This is a genomic window from Streptomyces sp. TRD_SC_5 (assembly GCF_056836825.1).
Map to the genome: position 1 here is coordinate 4,971,464 of NZ_JBWZZS010000001.1, position 24,881 is coordinate 4,996,344.

The window sequence follows — 24,881 nt, forward strand, 5'->3', positions numbered from 1 at the left end:
GTGATCTAGTCACACTCTTTTGTGTAATGGCGCGGTGACTCCCCACCCTGCAAGGCTTCTTGGCGCAGGTCAGCACATGATCGAGAGGGAGTCAGATGTCGGTCGAGGCAGGTTCCGAGATCCGCGAAGAGCAGGCGCAACCGCAGCAGAGTCTCGGTACGGCCGCCGCGCGGAACTTGGCGACCACCACCAAGTCCGCTCCGCAGATGCAGGAGATCACCTCGCGGTGGCTGCTGCGGATGCTGCCGTGGGTCCAGGTCCAGGGCGGTACGTACCGGGTGAACCGCAGGCTCAGTTACGCGATGGGCGACGGGCGGGTGACCTTCGTGCAGACCGGGGAGCGCGTCGAGGTCATCCCGAACGAGCTCTGCGAACTGCCGGCGCTGCGCACCTTCGGCGACGAGGCGGTGCTCGGCGAGCTGGCCCAGCGGTGCGCACAGCGCGAGTACGCGGCCGGTGAAGTGCTGGCAACCGCCGGTGAAGCCGCGGAAACGGTCTTCCTGCTGGCCCACGGAAGGATCGAGAAAGTCGGCGACGGTCCCTACGACGAGGAGGCGGTGCTCGGCGTCCTCGCCGACGGCGCGTACCTCGGAGACCAGGCACTCGTCGAGGAGAACGCCACCTGGGGGTACACAGCCCGCGCGCAGACCGCGTGCACCGTACTGACCCTGTCCCGGCAGGACGTGCTCACGCTCGCCGACCGGGCGGAGACGCTGCGCGACCACCTCACGCGGGTACGGTCGCTGCCCCGCCAGCGCACCAACAAATACGGCGAGGCGCCCATCGACCTGTCCGCCGGCCACGTCGGTGAGGCCGTCGTACCGCACACATACGTCGACTACGACGCGGCCCCGCGCGAGTACGAACTGAGCGTCGCGCAAACCGTGCTGAAGGTCCACAGCCGGGTCGCGGACCTCTACAACCAGCCGATGAACCAGACCGAGCAGCAGTTGCGGCTCACCGTCGAGGCGCTGCGCGAGCGCCAGGAGGACGAGCTCATCAACCACCGTGAGTTCGGGCTGCTCAACAACTGCGACTACGGGCAGCGCTTCCAGCCGCACGACGGCGTGCCCGGCCCGGACGACATGGACGAGCTGCTGTCGCGGCGGCGCGGCTCCAAGCTCTTCCTCGCCCACCCGCGCGCCATCGCCGCCTTCGGGCGCGAGTGCAACAAGCGCGGCCTGTACCCGGAGAGCATCGAGATCGGCGGCAGCCGGGTGCCTTCCTGGCGCGGCGTCCCGATCTTCCCGTGCAACAAGATCCCGGTGAGCGACGCCCGTACGACCTCGATCATCTGCATGCGTACGGGCGAGGCCGAGCAGGGCGTCGTCGGGCTCCAGCAGAGCGGCATCCCGGACGAGATCGAGCCGAGCCTGTCGGTGCGCTTCATGGGCATCGACGAGCAGGCGATCATCCGGTACCTGGTCACGGCGTACTACTCGGCGGCGGTACTGGTCCCGGACGCGCTCGGTGTCCTGGAGAACGTCGAGATCGGCAGGTGGCGCTGATCCCGGCACTCGCCCAGGCGGTCCGTGCCCCCGGTCGGGGGCACCGTACAAACACTGCTGGAGGAAGTGACCGTGACCATGACCAGAGCGGAAGCGGCCGCCACCGAGGGGCACGAGGCGGCGGCCCTCCTCGAACGGACCCGCAGTACCGTCAACCCCGCACTGCGCACGGGCGTGGAGAGTCTGCCGGCGTCGATACGACGGATCGCGATGTACCACTTCGGCTGGGAACTGGCCGACGGCACGCCGGCCGCGGGGCTGGCCGGCAAGGCGATCAGGCCCGCGCTCGTCCTTGCCGCCACCGAGGCGCTCGGCGGGGATCCGAGCCGGGCCGTACGGGCGGCGGCGGCCGTGGAGCTCGCACACAATTTCACGCTGCTCCACGACGACGTCATCGACGAGGACCCGACCCGCAGGAACCGGCCCACCGCCTGGACGGTCTTCGGCGTACCCGATGCCATCGTCGCCGGGGACGCGATGTGCGCCCTCGCGCTGCGGCTGCTCGCCGAGGACCCGCATCCGGCGGCCGGCCGGGCGTCGGCGCGGCTCGCCGCCTGCGTGATCGAGCTGTGCGAGGGACAGCAGGCCGACTGTGAATTCGAGCGGCGAGGACCGCGGGAGGTGTCGCTCGAAGAGTGCCTGACCATGGCCGAGGCGAAGACCGGAGCCCTGCTCGGCTGCGCGTGCGCACTCGGCGCGCTCTACGCGGGCGCGGACGAGGACGAGGTCGCGGCCATGGACGCCTTCGGGAGGGAGGCGGGGCTGGCCTTCCAGCTCATCGACGACCTGATCGGGATCTGGGGCGACCCGGCGCACACGGGCAAACCGGCGGGCGCCGATCTGGCGGCCCACAAGAAGTCCCTCCCGGTGGTGGCGGCGTTGACCTCGGACACCGAGGCCGCCGTCGAGCTCGCCCACCTGTACGCGGGGCCGCTGGACGGGGCCGCCGTCCGGCGCGCGGCCGACGCCGTCGACCGGGCGGGGGGCAGGGACTGGGCGCAGGCGCACGCGGCGGACCGGATGGCCCAGGCCGTGCAGCACCTGGCGCGCGCGGTGCCCGACCTGGGGGCGGCGGGGGATCTGCTGTCGCTCGCCGAGTTCGTCACCCGCAGAACACGCTGATCCGCAGGGGGAGAGACCATTGCCGGCGGGCGTCCGGGGGAAACCCCGGGCGCCCGCCGGCTCGCGTGCGTCAACTCTAGGATCAGTCACGTCAGTTCCGTTGACAGATCCTGATCCTGGAGAGAAGAGGCCGGACCGTGGGCGTGGAGATACGACAGGCGGGGGAGAGCGACCGCGAGGCGCTCGTCAGGCTGCTGGACGAGACCTTCATGGACGATCCGGTGAGCAGCTGGGTCTTCCCCGACCGGGCGCACCGCCGCCGCGTGCACGGCACGTTCCTCGGCGTCTTCCTCGACGTGGCCCTGCGCGAGGGACGGGTCGACGTGACCGAGGACGGATCGGCCACGGCTCTCTGGCTCCAGGTGCCGGCCGGGCTGCCCGAGGAGGAGGACGACACTCCCGTACGGATGAGGGAGGCAGCGGACCCGGACAACGAACGCGCCGAGCTCGTCGGCCGGCTGACCGGCGAGGTGCATCCGCACGACCGGGCGCACGAGTATCTGCTGCTCATCGCCGTATCCCCGGACCGCCAGGGGGAGGGGCTCGGGGCGGCGCTGATCCAGCCGGTCCTCGACCGCTGCGACCGGGACGGCGTACCGGCCTATCTGGAGGCGAGCAGCGCGCGCAGCGGCAAGCTGTACGAGCGGCTCGGGTTCGCCTACACCGGCCGTACGGTCGATCTGCCCGACGGGCCGCACATGTGGCCCATGTGGCGCGAGCCGGTGAGCTGACGCCCGGCGGGGCTTCAGGGCGGTCCGTCAGACGGGCAGGTTGCGCGTGACGATCTTCTCGACCAGCGCGGCCAGTTCGTCCTCGGGGAGCATCCCGGGGAGCGTGAGGATTTCGAGCAGCAGTCCCGTCATGGCGAGATACAGCATCACTACGTCCTCCGCCTCGCCCGGCAGCCCGGCCTCCAGGTGGAAGCGGATGTTGGCGTCGAGGGTGGCGCGTACGGCCTCGGTGAGCTCCGCCCGCAGGGCGGGGCGGCGGGTGGCTTCCAGCCGCAGTTCCAGCATGGCCAGGTAGCTGGTGCGTTCGTCGGTCTGCCGCTGCACGAGCCGGCGCATCAGCTCGATGACCAGCTCGCGGGAGGGAGCGGGGCGCATGGCTTCGGCGACCTGTGCGGGGTCCGGAGCCATCCGTACATAGATGTGGCGTCCGGCCTGGGTGAGCAGGTCGTCGCGTCCGGTGAAGTAGTTGGACGCTGTGCCGGCCGGGCAGCCGGCCTGGGCGTCGACCGCTCGGAACGTCAGCCCGCGCGCGCCTTCCCGGGCCAGCACCTCGATGGCGGAGTCGACCAGGGCGATCCTTCGCTCCGGATTACGGGCCATGCCGCACTCCTCAACTGCCTGTTTGAAAAAGGGGCTTGTGCAACCACTACAGGTGAATCACTATAGCTGTAGTGGTTGGCGGGCGGTGGGCCCGCCGCCCGGCCTGCTTCTTCCGACCAGGGGACCAGTTTGCGCAAGCTCACGTATTACGTCGGTATGTCCATCGACGGCTTCATCGCGGCGCCCGACGGCGCCTACGACTTCTATCCGCTGAGCGAGTCCTTCATCAAGGACTTCCACATCGGCGAGTATCCCGACTGCCTCCCGACGCATGTGCGTCAGCACCTCGGCGTCGACCACCTGGAGAACAAGCACTTCGACACGATGCTCCAGGGGCGCGCCACCTACGAACCGGCGCTGGAGATCGGCATCACCAGCCCGTACAAGCATCTGCGGCAGTACGTCGTGTCGCGCAGCCTGGACCAGTCGATCGATCCCGATGTCGAGGTCGTCTCCGGTGATGTGGCCGCGAAGGTGCGCGAGCTCAAGCAGGAGGAGAGCGGGCTCGGGATCTACCTCGCGGGCGGGGCGAATCTCGCCGCGCAGTTGCTGGAGGAGATCGACGAGCTGGTGTGCAAGGTGTACCCGATCGTGGTGGGTTCGGGCATCCCGGTGTTTTCCGCCGAGTTCCGCGTGTTCGACTTCGCGCTCGAATCGACCCGGACCTTCGACAACGGCACGATCGTGCTGACGTACAGCAAGAAGCGGTGACGACAGGGCTGTTCGGGGCCGTGCATCCGAACGGGCTAAAGTCCGGATCATGACAGGAGAGCCATGGGCCGGCTGGTACCGCGACCGTGAGGGTTCCGTCGCCGTGCACTTCACGGCGGACGGACAACGGTTGCGCACCCGCATCAGGGGAGTCGACTTCGAGGGCGACAGCTTCGACGCGCTGGACCCGGTGGCCGGACCGCCGTCCGAGGGTGCGGGGTTCGCACTGTCGGGCGGATCGTTGTGCGACTGCGTACTCGAGTGGGACATCCCGATGCCGGTGTACGCCGACGGGCGGGTGCACCGGGCCACTCTCAGCTGCCTGCTCACCCTGGGGAAGCCGCTCGCCGGGGGCGGCATCGACCGCGAACACCTCGCCCTGACCCTTCACTTCGACGGGGCGGCGTACGAGTCGGAGCGTGCGGAGAGCGACTTCGAGCACGCGCTGACGGTGATCCAGCGACGGCTGCCGGCCGGGGCGTATCTGCGGGCCTGCATTTCCTGTGCCTTCTCGGACTACCACCCCGCGGGGGGCGGGCTGTTCGGGAACCTGGCTTGTTTCCGAGGGGCAAAGGACGCGTACCGGGCGGTCGAGGGCAAGCGCGAGCTGTTCGAGCTGTGGGATCTGCGGTCGGGCTTCGTACAGGAGACGTGGGCGTGCGCGGACTTCGAGCGCAGGCCGGCGGAGGGGCCGGGGACGGGATACCGCGGCGCGTTTCCGTATGTGCGGGGCGAAGCGGGGCCGCTGACCGCGGAGGCGACGGGCTAGCCAGGATGCCCCGCACTCGCCAGAGCGCTTCCCTGGTTGTCGTTGGGGAACGCCTGTACGTGTACGGGGCATCCGGGAGCCGGGCCGTAGTGGTCAGGAGGCCGGGGCGAAGCCGTTCTGCCAGAGCTGGTTGACGCGGCTGCGCTCGCGCTGGTCAGGGGTGGCGTTCTGGCAGGACGTGCCGGGGCCGCCGCCGGACATCAGCTCGCTGCACGGGCCCGAGTAGTGGTCGGGCAGGCCCAGCACGTGGCCGGTCTCGTGGGAGGTGACGCGGGTCGAGTTGTACTGCTGGTTCTGGCGGTAGTCGAGGAAGATGTACCCGCTGCCGTGGCCGTCGGTGCTGGCGTACGAGCCGCGCGGGTCGTTGCCCTCGCGGTAGACGAAGTCCGGGTTCGAGCCTTCCTGGAGCTTCACGTTGGTGACGGAGCTGTTCCAGATCTGGGTGCTCCTGGCTATCTGGGTGCGGAAGCTCGGCGCCCTCGAGGCTGAGTAGACGACGGTGACCGCCAGGGCGTCGGGGTTCGCGGCGCGCTTCTCGGCGACCGACTTCTTCACGGCGTCGAAGAACGCCTTGTTGGCGGCGGCGTTCTCCTTGGACTTCTCGTACGAGACATACGAGTTGTACGAGGCCGACGGGGTGGAGGAGGCCGACGGGGCCGCCGTCGCCGGTGCGGCGCCGAGGGTCGCGGCGGCGAGACCGAGGCCGAGGGCGGTGGTGAGAAGGGTTCTGGGGTGCCGCATGTTCATGTGGGGGGCTCCTACTCGTTCCGTTCATGTCAAACGGTTGGGTAGGGAGAGTGTCGGGGCCCGCAGGCAGGCCGCGGATGATGGCAACCGGCGATAGCGCGAGCGCATCACCTCGGCCAACTCGCCCCGAATCAAAGGTGATTCTTGTACTTATGGCGTCTGGTGTGGCACGTGGGGGCCGCCTTAGGGTCGTGGCATGGAGCTCGAGGTCAGGCACCTTCGTGCGTTGTGCGCCATCGCCGACACCGGCAGCCTGCACAAAGCCGCCCGTACGCTCGGAATGAGCCAGCCGTCGCTGACCACGCAGCTCCGCCGCATCGAGAACGCGCTGGGCGCGGAGCTGTTCTCGCGCGAGCGCACCGGCTGCCGGCCGACGCCGCTGGGGCGTTCGGTGCTCAGCCGGGCGCGTCCGCTCGTCGAGCAGATGAGCGCGCTCGTGACCGAGACCAGAGCGGCCGCGGCCCGTTCCTCGGAAGGCCCGCAACTGCGCATCGGAGCCACCGCCAGCCGCGTCATCGGCGGGTGGCTGCGCCGGCTCCGCACGCGGTTGCCGGAGACCGACACCTCGCTCCATGTCGACGTATCGGCCCACACGCTGCTGCGGCTGCTCGCGGCCGGGCAGCTGGATGTCGCCTTCGTGCACGAGGTGGAGGGGTCGGCGCTGCGCGTACCCGCCGGTCTCGAACAGCGCGTACTGGTCGAGCGGGAGCCGCAGTTCATCGCGCTGTCACGGGATCATCCGGCGGCCGGCCGGTCCGTGGTGGACCTGGCCGATCTCGCCGCCGACCGGTGGATGATCGACCCCACGGTGGACGGCGAATGGGACGGAGTGCAGCGCGTCTTCGCCGCGGCCGGCCTCGATCCGCCGGTCCTGCGCGGGGATTACCACACCGCGATGTCCCTGATCGTGATGGGCGAGGCCGTCGCGCCGTGCCAGCCGACGTCGGGGCCGCGCGACGACATGGCGATCCGGCCGCTGCGGGGCGACCCGCTCGGCGTACGGCTGCTGCTCGTGTCGCGGCCCGGGTTCGCCGAGGCGATGGCGGTGTACGCCGATCTGGAGGCCGCGTACCGCGACGCGGCGCTGCGGGCGCCCGGCTACCGGCAGTGGCTGCTGCGCAACGAGAGTCCGCTGCCGGCGGGAAGCGCGGTGGCGTGATGTGCGTGCGGTGGCGTGTCGTCGTACGGGGGCGCGCTCACCGCGCTTCTGCGTAAATGCTCACCGCCCTCGCCACGGCCCGTGGGAGCGGCGCTGCCGCCCGCCGAACCGTCGCTCTGGCCGGCGCGACCAGCCGGCTCGTGATGCTCGCGGCCTTCGGTGGGTACGGCCTGTACCGGCTCGTCCTGCGGCGCTCCGGAGTGACCGCCGTCAACATCCGGTCACGGCCATCTGGGGAGCCCTGATGCTCAGCGAGCCCTTCGGCGGGCCCTTTGGCGAGCCCTTTGGCGCGCAGACCGCCGCCGGTCCGGTGGCCGGCCCGGCCGACGTGGTGATCGTCCGCAGTGATGGTGCCAATGGCCGTACGAAGGAATGCTCCCCGGCCGCGGTCCATTGACGCTGTAGGGGGCGGCGGGCGCCTCCGCCGTCCGACAGCGACGTAGGACGCGACGCACCAGCAAAGGACAACTCTCCATGACCCCAGCAATCGCCGTCACCGGAGTGAGCGGCCGGATCGGCGGACGTGTCGCAAGCCGTCTCGCCGGCGCCGGCGTCTCCCAGCTCCTCCTCGGCCGCGACCCCGCCCGCCTGCCCGGCCTGCCCGGCGCGGTCAAGGCGCCGCCCGCCTCGTACGGTGACGCGGAGGCGATGCGAGCCGCGGTGGACGGCGCCAGGACGCTCTTCCTCGTCTCCGCGCACGAGAACCCCGACCGGGTGCGCCGGCACAAGACCGCCGTGGACGCGGCCGTCGCGGCGGGCGTGGAGCGGATCGTGTACGTGTCCTTCCTGGGCGCGGCGCCGGACGCCGCTTTCACCTTCGCCCGCGACCACTGGCACACCGAGCAGTACATCCGCTCCACCGGAGTGCGCCACACGTTCCTGCGCGACAGCTTCTACCAGGCCGCGTTGCCCGCCATGACCGGCAAGGACGGTGTGATCCGCGGCCCGGGCGGCGAAGGGCGCGTCTCGGCCGTCGCGCACGAGGACATCGCGGACGCGGCGACCGCCGTACTCCTCGCCGAGCTGGAGGACCTCGACAGTCACGACGGCGCCACGTACGACCTGACCGGCCCCCGAGCCCTGTCGTTCGCCGAGATCGCGGAGGAGCTGAGCCGGGCCACGGGCCGCGCGGTCAGCTACGTACCGCAGACGCGCGAGGAGGCGTACGCCTCACGGGCGGCGTACAACGCCGAGCCGTGGGAGGTCCAGGGCTGGGTGTCGTCGTACGAGGCCATGGCGAACGGCGAGCTGGAAGCCGTCTCCGACGCCGTGCCCCGCCTCACCGGCCGCCCGGCCACGGCCTTCGCCGACTTTCTCCGCGAGAACCCGGACAGCTACCGGCACTTGACCCGTTAGGGTCCGGTTTCATGGCGGCACGGATGCGGGTGGACACGGCCGAGCGCAGAGCACGTCTCGCGTGGCGGCACCGGCTGGCCGTGGAGGCCAGGTCCGACGACCCGGTGGAGGTCGCGCGCGACCTGGTGGCACTGCACGGCACCGACCCGTCGTCCGTCCATCTCGGCGCGCTGGTACGGATGAAGGCGGGTGGCGTCGCGGACGTCGAACGCGCGCTGTACGAGGACCGCTCGCTGCTGCGACTGCTCGGGATGCGCCGCACGGTGTTCGTCACCTCCCTCGACGTCGCCCCGGTCGTCCAGGCGGCGTGCTCGCGCGCCGTGGCCGCGCGTGAGCGGCGCAGGCTGCTGGACATCCTGGCCGGTACGGGCGTCGCCGCCGACGCTTCGGGCGTCGAGGAGTGGCTGGCGGGAACCGAGCGCGCGGCACTCGACGCGCTGGAGGCCGCGGGCGAGATCACGGCGGCGGAACTGGCGGCCGCCGACCCCCGCCTGGCCACCGAGTTCGTCATGTCGCCGGGCAAGTCCTACGAGGGCCGGCAGAAGGTCGCCGGCCGCCTGCTGCTCCTGCTCGCCGCCGAAGGGCTCGCGGTACGGGGCAGACCGCGCGGATCGTGGACGTCCCACCAGTACCGCTGGTCACCGCTGACCCGGTGGTGCCCGGACGGCCTGGCCGAACCGGACACCCAGGCAGCCGAGACCGACCTGGCCAGGCGCTGGCTGCGCACCTTCGGTCCCGGTACGGCGGACGACCTGCGCTGGTGGACGGGCTGGACCAAGACGCAGGTCAAGCGGGTCCTGGTCGAACTGCGCACGGTCGAGACCGACCTGGAGGGCGGCGGCACCGGCCTGCTGCTGCCGGACGACCTCGACCCGACGCCCGCCCCCGAGCCCTGGGCCGCACTGCTGCCCGCCCTCGACTCGACCCCGATGGGCTGGCACGCACGCGACTGGTACCTCGGAGAGCACGCCCCCCGCCTCTTCGACAGGGCGGGCAACATCGGCCCCTCCCTCTGGTGGAACGGCCGGATCGTCGGCGGCTGGGCGCAGGACGCGGCCGGCGAGATCGTCTGCCGCTACCTGGAGGACGTGGGCCGGGACGCCGAGGCGGCGGTACGCGCGGAGGCCGAGCGCCTTGCCCCGCTGCTGACGGGCGTACGCCTGACGGCGCGCACGCGGGGCAAGACCTGGCTGGAGGAGGAGCTGACGGCGTGAGCGGCGTCCGTCAGCGGGCGAGCTCGTAACTGATCTCGTCCGTCGGGCACTCCGCCACCATGTTCTGCAGCGCGGCCAGCTCATCCGAATCCACGGACAGCTTCCAACGGCCCTTCACCGCCGCCCACTCGGCGATGTACCGGCAGTCGGCGCTGTCGTCGGTCGGCTCCCACCGCGCCGGATCCTTGTCCCCCTTCAGCCGCTTCTCGCTCGCCGTCACGGCGGCGAGCACCCGCGGATCGGCCATGTCGTTCGCGTACTGCTGCCGCTCCTCGGCGCTCCACCCCGAAGCCCCGCTGCGCCACGCCTCGGCCAGCGGCACCAGGTGGTCGACATCGAGCGCTCCGGAACCGGAGTGGTCCCTCTTGTCGTAGTACGAGTGCCACGCGCCTCCCGTGATCGTGCACCACCGGTCGACGGCCGGCGGCGTGGTCGCCTCCGCGATGAGCACCTCCGCCCGCGTGCTGCAACCGTCCTGATCCGGGTCGGTCCAGTGCGTGAACTTCCCGATGCTGTACCCGGCGCCGTCCTCGGCGGCGACGGGCAGATCGGTGATGGCCTTCTCGACGGTGGTGCTCACCGTGTCCCCGGGCGCCGCACCGGCGTTCGGCGCCGCACCGACGACGACTGTGGTGGTGACAAGGGCAAGGGCTGCTGACACCAGGAAGCTGAGCTTGGGCTTGTGCATACGGATCCCTCCAGCTCGTACGGACGGATCAGTACTAGCGACACCTGTCACCCGGACACGCCGCAGAGCCCGCACAGATCACCCGCACGGGTCACGGCCATGCGCGGAAACGCCGACAGCACCCGGCTCCGCGCGGATGCCGGGTGCTGTCGGGCGTACCGAAGAGGGTGACCGGTGAGGTCAGGCCTTCTTCGTCTCCCAGAAGATCTTGTCGATCTGGGCGATGTAGTCCAGCGCCTTCTGGCCCGTCGCGGGGTCGACCGAGGCCTTCGCGGCGCTGAGCGCCTTGAGGGCGTCGTTGACGAGCTGGTGCAGCTCCGGGTACTTCTCGAAGTGCGGGGGCTTGAAGTAGTCGCTCCAGAGCACCGAAACGTGGTGCTTGGCGAGCTCCGCGCGCTGCTCCTTGATGACCGTGGCGCGCGCCTGGTAGTGCGCGTCGTCGTTGGCCTGCATCTTTTCCTGCGTGGCCTTGACCGACTCGGCCTCAATGCGGGCCTGGGCCGGGTCGTACACGCCGCAGGGCAGGTCGCAGTGTGCGCTGACCTTCACCTTGGGGGCAAACAGGCGGGAGAGCATGTAAGAGCTTCCTTCCTCGTGATCGTCTTCTCAGGTGGGACATTACTCCGTGAGAGACGTGTTTTCGCGGGTGCCCCCATGGGCTTAGGTCAAAAGTCCAGGGTGAGTACGGGACTGGTGGAGGATCGGACCGGGAGGTACCGGATGGTGGATCAAGAGCGGGAACCCACAGCGATGTTCGGGGTCGCCGAGGTGACGGGTCTTTCCATGGTGCCGACGCTGCTGCACCGCGATCAGTTGCTCGTGCATTACGGCGCGCAGTTGCGGGCGGGGGACGTGGCCGTACTGCGCCACCCCCTGCAGCAGGATCTGCTCATCGTGAAGCGGCTGGTCGAGCGGCGCGACGCCGGCTGGTGGGTGCTCGGCGACAACCCGGACGCCGAGGTCGTGGACAGCCGCGCCTTCGGGGCGGTGCCGGCCGAGCTGGTGCTGGGGCGGGTCCGGGCGCGCTACCGGCCGGTCCGGGCCGGACGTCAGCGGTCGGCCGGGGTGATGCTGTCCTGGCTGGTTTCCGCCGTACGGCCGGTGCTCGCCGACCGGTCCGTCTCCAGGCGCTTGCGCGCCCGGTAGGCGGCGACGTTGGCGCGGGTCGCGCAGCGGTCGGAGCAGTAGCGGCGCGAGCGGTTGGTCGAGGTGTCCAGGTAGGCGTTGCGGCACGGCGCCGCCTGGCACAGGCCGAGGCGGTCCGCGCCGTGCTCGGTGAGGTGGAACGCGAGGCCCATCGAGGCGATGGCGGCGTAACCCGCGGTCGCGTTGGACGGGTGGTCGGCGAGGTGCATGTGCCAGTCGGGGCGGCCGTCGCCCTTGCGCAGCTCGTGGCCGGAGATCTGCGGGCTGACCGGGAACTCCATCAGGAGCGAGTTCAGCAGGTCGACGGCGAGGGTCTCGTCGCCCCCGTCCGCCGCCTCGAAGATCGCGCGCAGTCGGGCCCGTACGGACCGGAAACGGGTGACGTCCGCGTCCGTCGCGCGGCGGCCCGCCGAGGCGTTGCCGCCGAAAAGGGCCCTGACCGCTTCCACCGACGTGAGGGTGTCCTTGTTGCGGGCCGGCTCCTCGCTGTTGACCAGGCGCACGGCGTAGTCCGAGTAATAGGCCAGTTCCACTTGTAGTCCTTACGAGGGCGGTCTAGGGTCTGCGTAATAGCTGGTGGTGCTTCGAGGGTATTACGGATACGGATCGGAGTGGAGGAGTTCTGATGGCGGATACGGACATGGCAGCGGGGACGGGAACGGACTGGGCGGCCTGGCAGGAGAGCTGGGACCGGCAGCAGGAGTGGTACATGCCGGACCGCGAGGAGCGGTTCCGGGTCATGCTGGACATGGTCGAGGCGCTGGTCGGCCGCGAGCCGCGGGTGCTGGATCTGGCGTGCGGTACGGGAAGTATCACGGACCGGCTGCTCAAGCGGTTCCCGAAGGCCACCAGCACGGGCGTCGATCTCGACCCGGCGCTGCTCGCCATCGCGCGGGGGTACTTCGACGGGGACGAGCGGGTCACCTTTGTGACGGCCGACCTGAAGGACCCGGAGTGGACGCGTGCGCTGCCGTACGAGTCGTACGACGCCGTCCTCACAGCCACCGCGCTGCACTGGCTGCACAGCGACGCGCTCACCACCCTGTACGGGCAGCTGGGCGGCCTCGTGCGCGCCGACGGCGTCTTCATGAACGCCGACCACATGAAGGACGAGGGCACCCCGCGCATCAACGCGGCCGAGCGCGCCCACCGGCACGTCCACATGGACCGCGCCAAGGCCGCCGGCGCGGTCGACTGGGCCGACTGGTGGGCGCTGGCCGCCAAGGACCCCGTACTCGCCGAGCCGACGGCCAGGCGGTTCGAGATCTACGGCGAGCACGCGGACGGCGACACCCCGAGCGCCGACTGGCACGCACGGACGCTGCGCGAGGCGGGCGGGTTCGGGGAGGCGCGGACGGTGTGGCGCTCGCCTTCGGACGCGCTGGTGCTGGCGGTGAAGTAGGCGCGGACCGCGCACGGAAAAGCAGAGGCGGTACGGACCCGCCGGTCCGTACCGCCTCTGCTTCGAGTGGGTGGTGACTACAGCACCTTCGAGAGGAAGGCCTTCGTGCGGTCGTGCTGGGGGTTCGTCAGTACGTCGCGCGGGGTGCCGGACTCGACCACCACGCCGTCGTCCATGAAGACCAGCGCGTCGCCGACCTCACGCGCGAAGCCCATTTCGTGCGTGACGACGATCATCGTCATGCCCTCCTCGGCGAGACCGCGCATCACGTCGAGCACCTCGCCCACCAGCTCGGGGTCGAGCGCCGACGTCGGCTCGTCGAAGAGCATCAGCTTCGGCTCCATGGCCAGCGCGCGGGCGATCGCCACGCGCTGCTGCTGACCGCCGGAGAGCTGAGACGGGTAGTTCTTGGACTTCTCGCCCAGGCCCACCCGGTCCAGCAGACGCTCGGCCCGCTCGCGGGCCACCGCCTTCGTCTCGCCCTTGACCTGGATCGGGGCTTCCATGACGTTTTCGAGCGCCGTCATGTGCGGGAAGAGATTGAAGCGCTGGAAGACCATGCCGATGTCCCGGCGGTGTGCCGCGACCTCTCTGTCCTTCAGCTCGTAGAGCTTGTCGCCCTTCTCGCGGTAGCCCACGAGCCGGCCGTCGACCGAGAGCCGGCCGGCGTTGATCTGCTCCAGGTGGTTGATGCACCGCAGGAACGTGGACTTGCCGGAGCCGGACGGGCCTACCAGGCAGAACACCTCACGCGGAGCGACCTCCAGGTCGATGCCCTTGAGGATGTGGGCGGCCCCGAAGGACTTGTGTACGCCCTCGGCCTTCACCATGGCGGTCATGTCAGGCCCCCCTGGGACTTGAGAAGGAGAAGAGGTTCTTCTTGATCTTCTGCAACGGAGTCGGCGGCAGCGTGCGCAGTGAACCACGTGCGTAGCGGCGCTCCAGGTAGTACTGGCCGACGCTGAAGATGCTGGTCAGGGTCAGGTACCAGACGGAGGCCACGAGCAGCATTTCCATCACGGCGAACGACGTGGAGCCGATGTTCTGCGCGGCTCGCGTCAGGTCCACGTACGTCACGACCGCCACCAGGGACGACGTCTTGAGCAGGTTGATGAACTCGTTGCCGGTCGGCGGCACGATCACCCGCATCGCCTGCGGCAGCACGATGCGCCGCATGGTCTTGCTGTTCTTCATGCCGAGCGCGTGCGCCGCCTCGGTCTGGCCCTCGTCGACCGACTGGATGCCGGCCCGGACGATTTCGGCCATGTACGCGCCCTCGTTCAGGCCCAGGCCCAGCAGGGCGACCATGAACGGGGTCATGACCTGGACCATCTCGTCCTTGTAGATCGGCCCGAGATCGAGGTACGTGAACACCAGGCCCAGGTTGAACCACAGCAGCAGCTGCACGAACACCGGAGTGCCGCGGAAGAACCAGATGTACAGCCAGGCCACGGCCCCGGTGACGGGGTTCTTCGACAGTCGCATGACCGCGAAGACGACGCCCAGTACGAGCCCGATGAGCATCGAGAGCACGCTGATCAACAGCGTGCGGCCCATACCCGCGAGGATCCGGCCGTCGAAGAGGAAGTCTCCGACCGTCTGCCACCGGACATTGCCCTGCGAGAACGCGTAGACCAGCGAGCCCAGCAGCGCGATCACGACCACGCCGGAGACCCAGCGGCCCCAGTGCCGGACAGGGATGGCCTTGATCTGCTCGGGGGAAGCGGGGGCTTCCGTCTTGACGGACGCCGAGTCCTCGGGTGGCTCCTCGGCGGGCGCCTTGTCGAACTTGTCAGTCACTGTGACTGCCCTTCAGTGAACGCTTGAGGCGAGAGACGCCGGGACTTACTTGCCGGCGTTGATGGTCGCCTCGGTGACGGCGCTGTTCTTGACGTCCCACTTCTCCAGGACCTTCGCGTACTCACCGTTCTTGATGATCGCGTTCAGCGCGTCCTTGAGGGCGTCGCGCAGCTCGGTGTTCTCCTTGTTGACGGCGATGCCGAACGGGCCTGCCTCGGTCTGGCCGCCGGCGACCTCGAAGTCCTTGCCGCCGCCCGCGGTCTTCGCGATGTGGGCGGCGACCGGGTAGTCGTTCAGGTCGGCGACCGCGCCGCCGATCTTCACTCGGGTCTGCGCCTCGGCGTCGGTGTCGAAGGCGCCGATCTTCAGCTCCTTCTTGCCGCACTTCTTGGCCTGCGCCTTGAAGGTGTCCTCGTAAATTGTCCCGCGCTGGACGGCGACCGTCTTGCCGCACAGGTCGTCCAGGGACTTGATGTTCTCCGGGTTGCCCTTCTTGACCAGCAGGGAGACGCCCGAGTTGAAGTAGTCGACGAAGTCGACGCCCTTACCGGCCTTGTTTCCCTTGTCGTCCAGGCCCTCCTGGCGGGCCTTGGTGTCGCTCATGGCGGACATGACGATGTCCTGGCGGCCGGTGTTCAGTGAGGTGATCAGGCCGTCGAACGTGCCGCTGGTGAACTCGAACTTGACGCCGAGCTGCTTGCCGAGGGCCGCGGCGATGTCGGGGTCGATACCGACGATCTTGCCGCCCTCCTCGTACTCCATCGGAGCGTACTGGGCGTCCGTACCGACCTTGATCACGCCGGCGTCCTGGTACTTCTTCGGCAGCTTGTCGAAGAGCGGTGCGTCCGACGTCTTCGTGGCGCCGTCGTTGCCGGTCTGGTCGCCGCAAGCGGTCAGCAGCATGGTGCCCGCGACCGCGATCGCGCCGACCGCGACAATCCGGGACGTCCTGGCGGTCGTACGGCGGGTGAAGCTTGCGGTCATGGGTGGTTCCTCCAGCGGGACGGGGGAGTGGCCTGGGAGGTCGGGCACACTACTTCGAGTATCGCGACCTCGTGTGATTACGGCATCTTGCCATTCGGACTAGCCCATTCAGGGCTCCAGTCATGTCAAAATCGGGTAACGGGTGACCCCCGATTCTCAACAGGCCGGCACATCCAGGCCGGACCTTCTGTTGAGTACTGCCGTTTCGGCCGGAAAATCTCCGGCCCGTCTCGCCCTGTGGGACCGAATCATGCCGCCAAACGGACTTGTCACCACATGCGGGCATGAGTCGTGTCACTGAGGCGATACGGGCTCGTCGGCGATGCCGTCGATCAGGTAGAAAAGACGGTTACACCCCTCATCCGGGGCTCAGGGCGCGTGTGCGGCGCGCCCGCGCGTATGTACCTCCTCTCTGCCAGGGCGGGCCAACCGTCCGGCGCAGGGCACGTACGCGGTGCCCGCCCACCCCTCCTCAACCAGGAGCGGCCACCCTCAACTGATGAAGACTTAAGGGGTAAAACAAGATGGCAGCGGAGATCGTCAATCCTCGCAGCGACAGCAGTACGGAAGGTGCTCCCGAGGAGCCCTTCGACCCGGCCTTCGCCCTCCACCGGGGTGGCAAAATGGCCATCCAGGCGACCGTGCCCGTGCGCGACAAGGACGACCTGTCCCTCGCGTACACGCCGGGCGTCGCCAAGGTGTGCAGCGCGATCGCCGAGCAGCCCGAGCTCGTGAACGACTACACCTGGAAGTCGAACGTCGTGGCCGTCGTGACGGACGGTACGGCGGTTCTGGGACTCGGCGACATCGGCCCCGAGGCCTCGCTCCCCGTCATGGAGGGCAAGGCGATCCTCTTCAAGCAGTTCGGCGGCGTCGACGCGGTTCCGATCGCGCTCGCGACGACCGACACGGACGAGATCATCGAGACCGTCGTGCGGCTCGCCCCGTCCTTCGGCGGCGTGAACCTCGAGGACATCTCGGCGCCGCGCTGCTTCGAGATCGAACGCCGGCTCCAGGAAGCACTGGACATCCCGGTCTTCCACGACGACCAGCACGGCACGGCCGTGGTCACCCTGGCCGCCTTGCGCAATGCCGCCAGGCTCACCGGCCGTACGCTCGGCGACCTGCGCGCCGTGATCTCGGGCGCGGGTGCGGCCGGGGTCGCCATCGCGAAGTTCCTGCTGGCGGCCGGGCTCGGCGACGTGGCGGTGGCGGACCGCAAGGGCATCGTCAGCCGGGACCGCGAGGACCTGACGGACGTCAAGCGCGAGCTTGCCGAGATCACCAACCGGGCGGGGCTGAGCGGCTCACTGGAGACCGCGCTGGTCGGCGCCGACGTCTTCATCGGCGTTTCCGGCGGTACGGTGCCGGAGCCCGCGGTGGCGTCGATGGCGCCGGGGGCGTTCGTGTTCGCCATGGCCAACCCGAACCCCGAGGTTCACCCGGACGTGGCGCACAAGTACGCGGCGGTCGTGGCGACCGGGCGCAGCGACTACCCGAACCAGATCAACAACGTTCTGGCCTTCCCGGGGATCTTCGCCGGTGCGCTCCAGGTGCGGGCCTCCCGTATCACCGAGGGCATGAAGATCGCGGCGGCGAACGCGCTGGCGGACGTCGTCGGCGACGCGCTCGCCGCGGACTACGTGATCCCGTCCCCGTTCGACGAGCGGGTCGCCCCGGCCGTCACGGCGGCGGTGGCGGCGGCGGCTCGCGCGGAGGGCGTCGCGCGCCGGTAGTCGGCGTGGGCTCTGCCTGTACGGGCCGTGCCGCACCCCTGCGAGGGGCGCGGCACGGCCCGTGCGCGTTTCCGGCCGGCCCCCGGCTCCGGGAGGGAGGGACGCGTGTCACACCAATGCGTGGTTCCGCCACGGACCCGTCCGCCTTATCGTCATGGTCATGTTCGCCGCCTACGCCGCCCGCATCGACCGTGACCAGCCGCTCAACGGCCTTGAGCTGGGCGAGCGGCCCGTGCCCGAGGTCAAACCCGGCTGGACCACCGTCACCGTCAAGGCCGCCTCCCTCAACCACCACGACCTGTGGTCGCTGCGTGGCGTCGGCCTCGGTGAGGAAGCGCTGCCGATGATCCTCGGCTGCGACGCCGCCGGGATCGACGCCGAAGGCAACGAGGTCGTCGTGCACTCCGTCATCGGCGAGACCGGCCACGGCGTCGGGCCCCGCGAGAAGCGCTCGATCCTGACCGAGAAGTACCAGGGCACCTTCGCCGAGCAGGTCACCGTCCCGGTGTGGAACGTGCTGCCGAAGCCCAAGGAGCTGTCGTTCGCGGAGGCCGCGTGCCTGCCGACCGCCTGGCTCACGGCGTACCGGATGCTGTTCACCAACGCGGGCGTACGCCCCGGCGACTCCGTTCTCGTGCAGGGCGCCGGCGGCGGTGTCGCGACCGCCGCGATCGTGCTCGGCAAGGCGGCGGGCCTGCGGGTGTACGCCACCAGCCGCGACGAGGCCAAGCGCAAGCGGGCCGTCGAGCTGGGCGCGGTGGAGGCGTTCGAGCCGGGCGCGCGGCTGCCGCAGCGGGTCGACGCGGTGATCGAGACGGTCGGCGCCGCCACCTGGTCGCACTCGGTGAAGTCCCTGCGGCCCGGCGGCACGCTGGTCATCTCGGGCGCGACGAGCGGCCCCAACCCGCCGTCCGCCGAACTGAACCGGATCTTCTTCCTGGAGCTCAAGGTCGTCGGCTCGACGATGGGTTCCAAGGACGAGCTGGAGGACCTGCTGTCCTTCTGCGCGGCGACCGGCGTACGCCCGGTCATCGACGAGGTACTGCCGCTGGACCGGGCCCGTGAGGGCTTCGAGCGGATGGCGGGCGGCGACCTTTTCGGAAAGATCGTGCTGACAACCTCTTGATGGTCCGTCAGTTCTGCTGATTGCCTCTCCGGTACGCGTGCGTAAGCGTCGACGTGCTGGAGGGGTGTCCGTGCGAACGTTCCGAGGTACCAGAGGCATTGGCGTTCTCGTCTGTACGGTCCTACTGGCGGCCGGGGTCCTGACCCCGGCCGCCGACGCCGGGGAAGCCGACGGCGGTGACGCGATACCCCGGCTCACCGACGACCGCGGCCGGGTCCTCACCCTGCGCGGCTGGAACGTCGAGGACAAGACGAACCGCGGCGACAAGGCGCTGTCCGCCATCACCGAGAAGCACTTCCGCGACCTGCGTGCCAACGGCTTCAACTTCGCCCGGCTGCTCGTCTTCTGGGACGACCTGGAGCCCCGGCGCGGGCAGTACAGCGCGGCGTACCTCCGCAAGATCGAACGGGTCCTGGACTGGGCCGCGAAGTACGACATCCAGGTGCTCATCGACGCCCACCAGGACGTCTTCGGCCCGGCCTTCGGGCATCGCGGCATCCCGAAGTGGGCGACGCGCACCGACGGGCTGCCGTTCACGCCGAACCCCGACGACTGGTTCTCGGAGTACTTCCAGCCGGCCGTGCAGCGCGCCTTCACGCATCTCTACGAGGACCGGGACCTTCAGCGCGCCCAGGCCGCGATGTGGCGGGTGCTCGCGCACCGGTTCGGGGACCATCCGGCCGTACTCGGGTACGACCTGATCAACGAGCCGATGGGTGAGCTGAGGGAGGGCGAGGACCTGCCCACCGCCGCGCGCCGTATCGAGCGCGACCAGATCACGCCGATGCACAACCGCCTGGCCGACGCCGTCCGTTCGGTCGACCGCGACAGCTGGGTGTTCGTCGAGCCGACGCCGATCGTGGGCGAGGGCGTGCCGACCGGGCTCGGGAAGATCAAGGACCCGAAGGTCGTGTACGCCCCGCACTTCTACAACACCGCCATGGAGGCGGGCGCCGACTACGACCCGGCGGCCGGCTGGATCGAGTCGTACGAGGCCGCCGTCACGGCGTATCCGAAGGAGCACCGCGTCCCGGTGGTCGTGGGGGAGTGGGGTCCGCTCAACAACTCCCTCCCCAACATGGGCCGTTTCTACCGCGAGGGCCTGGCCTCCATGAACCGCTACAGCTCCGGCTGGGCGGGCTATGTGTGGTGCTACGGCGGTGGTTACTGCGCGGTGGACGCGGCGGGGAAGTTCCGTACGAACAAGGAGCAGACGGCTTCGCCGTACGCGCCGGCTGTCGCGGGCCGGGTGCGATCCGAATCCTACGACCCGGTGGCTCGTACCTACCGCCTGTCGTACGCCGCCTCCGCGCGCGGCGTCACCGAGCTGTCACTGCCGTCGCACGCCCGCGACTGGCGGGTGCGGGTGAGCGGGGCGGCTTGGGTGAGGGAGGGGCGGATCCATGCCCGGCCGGGCGCGCGGATCTCCGTGACGGTCGCACCTGCCGTGGCCGCCCATGCGGCAACCGCCCCCTTGCCCGCCTCTCGCGTCAACCATGGTTGACGGCTGTCGAGTGTCAATGTAGGTTGACGCTTATGACCGATGCAACGGATCTTGCCGAGCGCGCGGGCGACCACGACCCACGGGTCGGGCTGCGCGCCGTTGTCGCGCTGCGACGGCTGCTGGAGCAGCTCGAAGCCGTGCAAGTGAGAAGTGCGCGCGCCAAGGGGTGGTCGTGGCAGGAGATCGCGGCCGAACTGGGCGTCAGCCGGCAGGCCGTCCACAAGAAGTACGGGAGGCGTTGATGTTCGAGCGGTTCACGAAAAGTGCCCGGGGCGCGGTGAAGGGTGCCGTCACCCAGGCGGAACGGGCGGGGGCGGAGTCGGTCACCGACGAGCACCTGCTGCTGGCGCTGATCGACCAGGAGGGCACGCGCTCGTCCTTCGCCTTCACCTTGCTGGGAATCACCGAGCGCCGGGAAGCGGTCGCGCGGGCGCTGGCCGACGCGCGGCGCCGGGGCGGTCTGTCGAAGGCCGACCAGGAGGCGCTCGCCGGTATCGGCATCGACGTCACGGAGATCGTCGCGAAGGTGGAGCAGGCGCACGGCGAGGGCGCGCTGCGGTTCGGCCGCGGCGCGAAGCGCGGCCTGCTGACGGGGCACCGCCCGTTCACGCGGGAAGCCAAGGCCGTACTGGAGAACTCCCTGCGGGTCGCGCTGGGCCGGGGCGACCGGCACATCGGCGACGAACACCTGCTGCTGGCACTGACCGCCCGGCCGGGGACGGTGGCCGACGTGCTGACCGAGCACGGCGCGACGTACGGGGCGGTGGAGCGGGCGCTGTTCGGCGGGGGTTTCGAAGGCGGGGCCAAGGCGGGCTGACTGGGCGCGCGTGGGGCGGGGGCCTGCGCCATCTTCCTGCCCCCGCCCCTTTCCGAAGCCGGGGCAGGCCGCCAGACCTCCAGGCCCCCGAACGCCCTTCGGGCGTGCCCTCGGACGCCGGGCGGACTGGTTGTGCGCCCGCGACCTTGGGGCGGCTACGGGAAGGAATGGTCCGCCGGGCGCGCCCTACTCCTTCGGGTTCCGCAGGAGCGCGCCGATGTGGGCCGCCGCTGTGGACAGGTGGCGGCGTGTCTCGCGGAGCTGGTTCTCCGTTACGCCGTGGTCGCGGGCCGCGTCGCGGATGTCGTCGCGGAAGCGGTCCAGCAGGCGGTCCAGGTCGCGGGCCGGGTCGCCGGACGGCGGCTCCTGGGCCCACTCGGGCTCCGGGGGCGCGTCCGTACGCCCGACCTTGGCTTCGGCGTCGGAGGGCTTCTCGTGGGGTGTCGCCGGGCGGCCGAAGAAGCCGAACTCCTTGGTGATCTCGGCCAGGCCCTCCCGTACCCCCTTCGGCCAGTCGCCCCGCGCGAAGCGGTCCTGCACCTGCTCCTGCACCTGCTGCGCGATCCGCTGCATCTGCTCGCGCGCCTTCTCCTGCGCCCTCTCCTGGGCCTCCGTGGCCTGGCGGCGCGCCTGCTGCGCGTCCTCGCGGGCGCGGCGGCTCTCGTCCTTCGCGCGGCGCGCCTGCTCCTTCCACTCCTGTTTGGCCTTGCGCAGCTCCTCCTTCGCCGCCTGCCACGCCTCGTTGTCGCCGAACGCGCTCTCCCAGTCGACCCCGACCCCCTTGGGCTGCGACGGCGCCGCCTTGTGGCGGGCCTCGCTCGCCGCGGCCCGCATCTCGCGGCGCAGGTTGCCCGCCGCGCCGCGTACGTCGTCGCGGATCTCGGCGGCCAGCTCGGAGACCGACTCGCGGATCTCCAGCTCCAGGTCGGCCAGTTCGCCGCCCCGGCCGGCCAGCTCGGCGCGGCCCGCGTCGGTGATCGAGTAGACCTTGCGGCCGCCCTCGGTGGCGTGCGTGACCAGGCCTTCGGCCTCCAGCTTGGCGAGGCGCGGGTAGACGGTGCCGGCGGACGGGGCGTACAGGCCCTGGAAGCGCTCCTCCAGGAGGCGGATCACCTCGTAACCGTGGCGCGGAGCCTCGTCGAGCAGCTTGAGGAGGTACAGACGCAGACGGCCGTGGGCGAAGACGGGGGGCATGTCAGAGCACCTTCTTGTCGGCCGGAGCTTCAGTGGCCACGTCGTAGGGGTCCTCGCCGGCCGGCGGGCGGCGCAGCAGGGCGATGGAGCCGGAGACGGTCGTCGCGCGCAGCCGGCCGTTGCCGGTTCCGAGCGTGCCCGTGATCCTCTTCGCGCCCCACTGGCCGCTGACCCGCAGATCCTCGAAGGCGTTGGAGACGGACCCGCTCGCCGTGTTCGCCTCGACCGTCGCGTCGGCCGGGTGCGGCAGGCGGATGGCGACCTCGCCCGAGACCGAGGTGAGGGAGATGTCGGTGGGCTTCCCGGCAGGGTCCACGTCGACGACCATGTCGCCGGTGACCGAGTCGGCCCGTACGGACGATCCCGATCCGTCGACGACCGTCAGGTCTCCGGAGACGGAGTGGAAGCTGAGGTCGCCGGTGACGCCCTGGGCCTCCAGGCTGCCCGCGACGGTGTCGGCGCGCACGGCGCCGGAGAGGCCGACGAGTGTGGTGTCGCCGGTGATGCCGCGTACGTCGGTGCGGCCGCTGATCCGGGAGACGACGGCGCCCGCGCCGATCACGCCGACGGCGACGGAGGAGCCGGCGGGCACGGCCAGGGAGACGACCGCGCTGCGGTGCGGGCCCTTGCGGTCGAGCCACTTGAGGAAGCCCTTCCAGGGCAGGTCCTCGTACGTGACGGTGAGCGTGCCGTCCTTGTGGGTCACGGTCAGGGGCGGGCCGTCGATCTCCGAGACTTCGAGGCGGGCGGGGCCCTCCTCGATGCCGACGACGTTCACTGTCCCGTTGACGATGCGCACGCTGAGCGCCGTCACCGGGTCCTCGAAGGTGAGCTTCCGCGGCTCGGCGACCGCCCATGTCGGCTCTGTCATGTTGTCCTCCCCGATCTGGATGGACGGACGCAACATATCGCGTCTACGTAGAAACACGATATATCGCGGACTTGTGAAGTCAAGGGCGGTGTCCGCGCGAGCGGCCCACTCATATGCGCCACAGGCGGACAAAATGCCCTAGCGTGAGGGCATGAACGCGACATCCGGATACGGCTCCGGCCCCGTCGGAGCGCTGCTGCTGTGCGCGGCCGAACCCGACGCGGTACGGCCGGCGGCCCACCTGCTGCGCGAACGGCTGCTCCTCGCGCCCGCCGGCGACAGGGGCGGTTCAGGCTCCGCCGATGGCTGGAGCGTGGTCGTACCGGAGGGGAAACCCTGGCTGGACGGCGGCGAAGCGGTCGACCGGGTGCTGGCGGGCTGGGCCACGGCGCTCGCCGTCGGCGTCACGTGGCCGGTTCTCGCCCTCTGGTGGGACGCCGACCGGGCCGGCTTCACGCTCGCTTCGGGCTTCCGGCGCCAGGTCGGCTACGAATGGCTGGCCGACGGGACGCCGGTGGGGGAGGACGAGGCGATGCGCACGTTCGCGGCGCGGCTCGGGCTCGACCCCGTACTGGACGTGGAGTCGCTGGCGGCGCTCACCCGGCCCGACCCGGACGCGGACGGCAGGGCCCGGCTGCTCGGCCTGATCGCGGTCATGTCCCGCTTGGGGCTGGTGCTCCCCGCGGGCCTGACGCCCGGCGAACCGGCCGACCGGCTGCGGGAGGCGGCACGGGTGCAGCCGGGTGCGGAGCCGGTCGAGTGGTCCGGCTGGCGCGACGCCGTGCGCGCGGAACTCGACGTGGTCGAGAGCGGCCCCGTCGGCCCCTGGGTCCGTGGGCCCCGGGCCCGGCTGCTGAACGCGGCCCAGCTGGCGGCCGGTGTCTCGCTCGCCCTCTGGGGCCTGGGGCGGCGCAGCGGCGGCTGGGCGTTCGCGGGCGGGGTGCTGGTGGCGCAGGGGGCGCTGGGACTGGCGTACGACCGGATGCGCGCCTGCGACTGACGCGGCACGGCCGTCGGGCCCGGTGCTACTCGTCCTCGTCCTCGTCGTCGTCCAGGCGGGCCAGCCAGGTCGCGAGACGCTCGACCGGAACCTCGAAGTCCGGATTGAGGTCCACGAACGTACGCAACTGCTCGGCGAGCCACTCGAAGGTGACTTCCTCCTCGCCCCGCCGCTTCTCCAGTTCCTCGATGCCACGGTCAGTGAAGTACATGGGGACAGCGTAACGACCGGGGAAGGAGGGGAGGTATCGCGGAGCCGGTTGCCGGAAGATGACGACTAGGGGGCACATATGGAACTGAGGGGGGCGCACATGGAACAAGGTGTGCGGGAGCTGGTTCTGCAGGACGGGCAGGTCATCCTCGCCCGGGTCAAGGCGCTCGATACGGACGAGGGCCGGAGTCCCGGGGACTCCGAGTTCGAGGACGTCGGCGCCCTGGACCGGCTCCGCGACGGGGCCACCCGGATCAACGAGGTGATATCCGGGGTCGCCTCGGCCGTGGTGGACGCGGCGCGGGCGTCCCGGCCGTCCGAGATCACCGCCACCTTCGGCATCGAGCTCGCGGCCAAGCCGGGGAAGGCCGTGGCCGCCGTGCTCGCGGACGGGGAGGCCAAGGCATCGATCTCGGTCACCCTCACCTGGCAGACCGGAGAAGCACTCCCCTCTGTCGCACCAGGGAGTTAGCCTCTCCCCACAAA

General features: G+C 70.3%; 30 protein-coding genes. 19 read left to right on the forward strand and 11 right to left on the reverse strand.

Features of this window, described 5'->3' with window-relative positions:
- Nucleotides 1-95 precede the first annotated feature (95 nt).
- From AC1P0E_RS22995 to AC1P0E_RS23005, 3 genes are all read left to right on the forward strand, one after another.
- Entirely contained in the window at nt 96-1,508 is a 1,413-nt protein-coding gene (locus tag AC1P0E_RS22995) for a family 2B encapsulin nanocompartment shell protein (protein ID WP_482744023.1), read from the forward strand.
- Nucleotides 1,509-1,586: 78 nt separating this feature from the next.
- The gene (locus AC1P0E_RS23000; protein ID WP_482745869.1) at nt 1,587-2,630 is read left to right on the forward strand and encodes a family 2 encapsulin nanocompartment cargo protein polyprenyl transferase; all 1,044 of its coding nucleotides are present in this window, start codon (nt 1,587-1,589) and stop codon (nt 2,628-2,630) included.
- A 137-nt stretch (nt 2,631-2,767) separates the two neighbouring features.
- Nucleotides 2,768-3,361, forward strand: a complete 594-nt coding sequence (locus AC1P0E_RS23005; protein WP_482744024.1) for a GNAT family N-acetyltransferase — start codon at nt 2,768-2,770, stop codon at nt 3,359-3,361.
- A 27-nt stretch (nt 3,362-3,388) separates the two neighbouring features.
- On the opposite strand, the gene AC1P0E_RS23010 is transcribed toward AC1P0E_RS23005, so the two are convergent.
- Nucleotides 3,389-3,961, reverse strand: coding sequence for a TetR/AcrR family transcriptional regulator (locus AC1P0E_RS23010; RefSeq protein ID WP_482744025.1), 573 nt, complete (start codon nt 3,959-3,961; stop codon nt 3,389-3,391).
- 129 nt (nt 3,962-4,090) lie between these two features.
- On the opposite strand from AC1P0E_RS23010, the gene AC1P0E_RS23015 reads away from it, so the two are divergent.
- Complete coding sequence (locus tag AC1P0E_RS23015) at nt 4,091-4,672, forward strand: dihydrofolate reductase family protein (RefSeq protein ID WP_482744026.1); 582 nt, start codon at nt 4,091-4,093, stop codon at nt 4,670-4,672.
- A gap of 49 nt (nt 4,673-4,721) precedes the next feature.
- Nucleotides 4,722-5,441: a DUF6304 family protein gene (locus AC1P0E_RS23020; RefSeq protein ID WP_482744027.1), complete on the forward strand. Its 720-nt coding sequence runs from the start codon at nt 4,722-4,724 to the stop codon at nt 5,439-5,441.
- 93 nt (nt 5,442-5,534) lie between these two features.
- Here the strand turns inward: AC1P0E_RS23020 and snpA are convergent, their stop codons facing one another.
- Complete coding sequence (snpA, locus tag AC1P0E_RS23025; RefSeq protein WP_482745870.1) at nt 5,535-6,182, reverse strand: snapalysin; 648 nt, start codon at nt 6,180-6,182, stop codon at nt 5,535-5,537.
- A 202-nt stretch (nt 6,183-6,384) separates the two neighbouring features.
- Between snpA and AC1P0E_RS23030 the strand changes: the two genes are divergently transcribed.
- From AC1P0E_RS23030 to AC1P0E_RS23050, 5 genes are all read left to right on the forward strand, one after another.
- On the forward strand, nt 6,385-7,347 hold the full coding sequence (locus tag AC1P0E_RS23030) for a LysR family transcriptional regulator (RefSeq protein ID WP_482744028.1): 963 nt from the start codon (nt 6,385-6,387) through the stop codon (nt 7,345-7,347).
- 56 nt (nt 7,348-7,403) lie between these two features.
- Nucleotides 7,404-7,592, forward strand: coding sequence for a hypothetical protein (locus AC1P0E_RS23035; protein WP_482744029.1), 189 nt, complete (start codon nt 7,404-7,406; stop codon nt 7,590-7,592).
- Nucleotides 7,592-7,744: a hypothetical protein gene (locus AC1P0E_RS23040; RefSeq protein ID WP_482744030.1), complete on the forward strand. Its 153-nt coding sequence runs from the start codon at nt 7,592-7,594 to the stop codon at nt 7,742-7,744. The genes AC1P0E_RS23035 and AC1P0E_RS23040 overlap by 1 nt, the downstream gene beginning before the upstream one ends.
- Nucleotides 7,745-7,821: 77 nt before the next feature.
- Complete coding sequence (locus tag AC1P0E_RS23045) at nt 7,822-8,703, forward strand: NAD(P)H-binding protein (protein ID WP_482744031.1); 882 nt, start codon at nt 7,822-7,824, stop codon at nt 8,701-8,703.
- 11 nt (nt 8,704-8,714) lie between these two features.
- Nucleotides 8,715-9,917: a winged helix DNA-binding domain-containing protein gene (locus AC1P0E_RS23050; RefSeq protein ID WP_482744032.1), complete on the forward strand. Its 1,203-nt coding sequence runs from the start codon at nt 8,715-8,717 to the stop codon at nt 9,915-9,917.
- 10 nt (nt 9,918-9,927) lie between these two features.
- Here AC1P0E_RS23050 and AC1P0E_RS23055 read toward each other — a convergent pair whose 3' ends face one another.
- Nucleotides 9,928-10,605 carry an HNH endonuclease family protein gene (locus AC1P0E_RS23055; protein ID WP_482744033.1) on the reverse strand — a complete coding sequence of 226 codons (678 nt, stop codon included), beginning with the start codon at nt 10,603-10,605 and terminating at the stop codon, nt 9,928-9,930.
- 180 nt (nt 10,606-10,785) lie between these two features.
- Complete coding sequence (gene sodN / locus AC1P0E_RS23060; RefSeq protein ID WP_482744034.1) at nt 10,786-11,181, reverse strand: superoxide dismutase, Ni; 396 nt, start codon at nt 11,179-11,181, stop codon at nt 10,786-10,788.
- Nucleotides 11,182-11,325: 144 nt separating this feature from the next.
- Here sodN and sodX point away from each other — a divergent pair, with 144 nt between their 5' ends.
- Nucleotides 11,326-11,751 (forward strand): nickel-type superoxide dismutase maturation protease, encoded by a 426-nt coding sequence (gene sodX / locus AC1P0E_RS23065; RefSeq protein ID WP_482744035.1) that lies wholly within the window; start codon nt 11,326-11,328, stop codon nt 11,749-11,751.
- Here the strand turns inward: sodX and AC1P0E_RS23070 are convergent.
- The gene (locus AC1P0E_RS23070; RefSeq protein WP_482744036.1) at nt 11,655-12,284 is read right to left on the reverse strand and encodes a CGNR zinc finger domain-containing protein; all 630 of its coding nucleotides are present in this window, start codon (nt 12,282-12,284) and stop codon (nt 11,655-11,657) included. The two genes, sodX and AC1P0E_RS23070, sit on opposite strands and share 97 nt — an antisense overlap.
- Before the next feature lie 92 nt (nt 12,285-12,376).
- On the opposite strand from AC1P0E_RS23070, the gene AC1P0E_RS23075 reads away from it, so the two are divergent.
- Nucleotides 12,377-13,153, forward strand: a complete 777-nt coding sequence (locus AC1P0E_RS23075) for a class I SAM-dependent methyltransferase (RefSeq protein WP_482744037.1) — start codon at nt 12,377-12,379, stop codon at nt 13,151-13,153.
- Between the two features lie 77 nt (nt 13,154-13,230).
- Here AC1P0E_RS23075 and AC1P0E_RS23080 read toward each other — a convergent pair whose 3' ends face one another.
- The 3 genes from AC1P0E_RS23080 to AC1P0E_RS23090 are packed head-to-tail and all read right to left on the reverse strand — an operon-like array spanning nt 13,231 to nt 15,937.
- Complete coding sequence (locus tag AC1P0E_RS23080) at nt 13,231-13,983, reverse strand: amino acid ABC transporter ATP-binding protein (RefSeq protein ID WP_482745871.1); 753 nt, start codon at nt 13,981-13,983, stop codon at nt 13,231-13,233.
- A gap of 10 nt (nt 13,984-13,993) precedes the next feature.
- Nucleotides 13,994-14,953: an amino acid ABC transporter permease gene (locus AC1P0E_RS23085; protein ID WP_482744038.1), complete on the reverse strand. Its 960-nt coding sequence runs from the start codon at nt 14,951-14,953 to the stop codon at nt 13,994-13,996.
- A gap of 45 nt (nt 14,954-14,998) precedes the next feature.
- Nucleotides 14,999-15,937 (reverse strand): ABC transporter substrate-binding protein, encoded by a 939-nt coding sequence (locus tag AC1P0E_RS23090; RefSeq protein WP_482744039.1) that lies wholly within the window; start codon nt 15,935-15,937, stop codon nt 14,999-15,001.
- A 524-nt stretch (nt 15,938-16,461) separates the two neighbouring features.
- Here AC1P0E_RS23090 and AC1P0E_RS23095 point away from each other — a divergent pair.
- The 5 genes from AC1P0E_RS23095 to AC1P0E_RS23115 all read left to right on the forward strand — a co-directional run bounded on the left by AC1P0E_RS23095 (nt 16,462) and on the right by AC1P0E_RS23115 (nt 21,120).
- Nucleotides 16,462-17,673: an NAD(P)-dependent malic enzyme gene (locus AC1P0E_RS23095; protein ID WP_482744040.1), complete on the forward strand. Its 1,212-nt coding sequence runs from the start codon at nt 16,462-16,464 to the stop codon at nt 17,671-17,673.
- A 160-nt stretch (nt 17,674-17,833) separates the two neighbouring features.
- The gene (locus AC1P0E_RS23100) at nt 17,834-18,799 is read left to right on the forward strand and encodes a zinc-binding dehydrogenase (protein ID WP_482744041.1); all 966 of its coding nucleotides are present in this window, start codon (nt 17,834-17,836) and stop codon (nt 18,797-18,799) included.
- Between the two features lie 70 nt (nt 18,800-18,869).
- Nucleotides 18,870-20,303, forward strand: coding sequence for a cellulase family glycosylhydrolase (locus AC1P0E_RS23105; protein WP_482744042.1), 1,434 nt, complete (start codon nt 18,870-18,872; stop codon nt 20,301-20,303).
- A gap of 32 nt (nt 20,304-20,335) precedes the next feature.
- Nucleotides 20,336-20,545: a helix-turn-helix domain-containing protein gene (locus tag AC1P0E_RS23110; protein ID WP_387943644.1), complete on the forward strand. Its 210-nt coding sequence runs from the start codon at nt 20,336-20,338 to the stop codon at nt 20,543-20,545.
- Nucleotides 20,545-21,120: a Clp protease N-terminal domain-containing protein gene (locus tag AC1P0E_RS23115; protein WP_482744043.1), complete on the forward strand. Its 576-nt coding sequence runs from the start codon at nt 20,545-20,547 to the stop codon at nt 21,118-21,120. Before AC1P0E_RS23110 ends, AC1P0E_RS23115 begins: the two co-directional genes overlap by 1 nt.
- Nucleotides 21,121-21,306: 186 nt before the next feature.
- Here AC1P0E_RS23115 and AC1P0E_RS23120 read toward each other — a convergent pair whose 3' ends face one another.
- Together AC1P0E_RS23120 and AC1P0E_RS23125 are read right to left on the reverse strand one after the other, a co-directional pair.
- Entirely contained in the window at nt 21,307-22,314 is a 1,008-nt protein-coding gene (locus AC1P0E_RS23120) for a PadR family transcriptional regulator (protein ID WP_482744044.1), read from the reverse strand.
- Between the two features lies 1 nt (nt 22,315).
- Complete coding sequence (locus tag AC1P0E_RS23125; protein WP_482744045.1) at nt 22,316-23,185, reverse strand: DUF4097 family beta strand repeat-containing protein; 870 nt, start codon at nt 23,183-23,185, stop codon at nt 22,316-22,318.
- A 151-nt stretch (nt 23,186-23,336) separates the two neighbouring features.
- Between AC1P0E_RS23125 and AC1P0E_RS23130 the strand changes: the two genes are divergently transcribed.
- Nucleotides 23,337-24,185, forward strand: coding sequence for a hypothetical protein (locus AC1P0E_RS23130; protein WP_482744046.1), 849 nt, complete (start codon nt 23,337-23,339; stop codon nt 24,183-24,185).
- 25 nt (nt 24,186-24,210) lie between these two features.
- Here the strand turns inward: AC1P0E_RS23130 and AC1P0E_RS23135 are convergent, their stop codons facing one another.
- Complete coding sequence (locus AC1P0E_RS23135) at nt 24,211-24,396, reverse strand: DUF6104 family protein (protein WP_018102711.1); 186 nt, start codon at nt 24,394-24,396, stop codon at nt 24,211-24,213.
- 99 nt (nt 24,397-24,495) lie between these two features.
- Here AC1P0E_RS23135 and AC1P0E_RS23140 point away from each other — a divergent pair, with 99 nt between their 5' ends.
- Nucleotides 24,496-24,867 (forward strand): CU044_2847 family protein, encoded by a 372-nt coding sequence (locus tag AC1P0E_RS23140; protein WP_482744047.1) that lies wholly within the window; start codon nt 24,496-24,498, stop codon nt 24,865-24,867.
- Nucleotides 24,868-24,881: the final 14 nt, after the last annotated feature.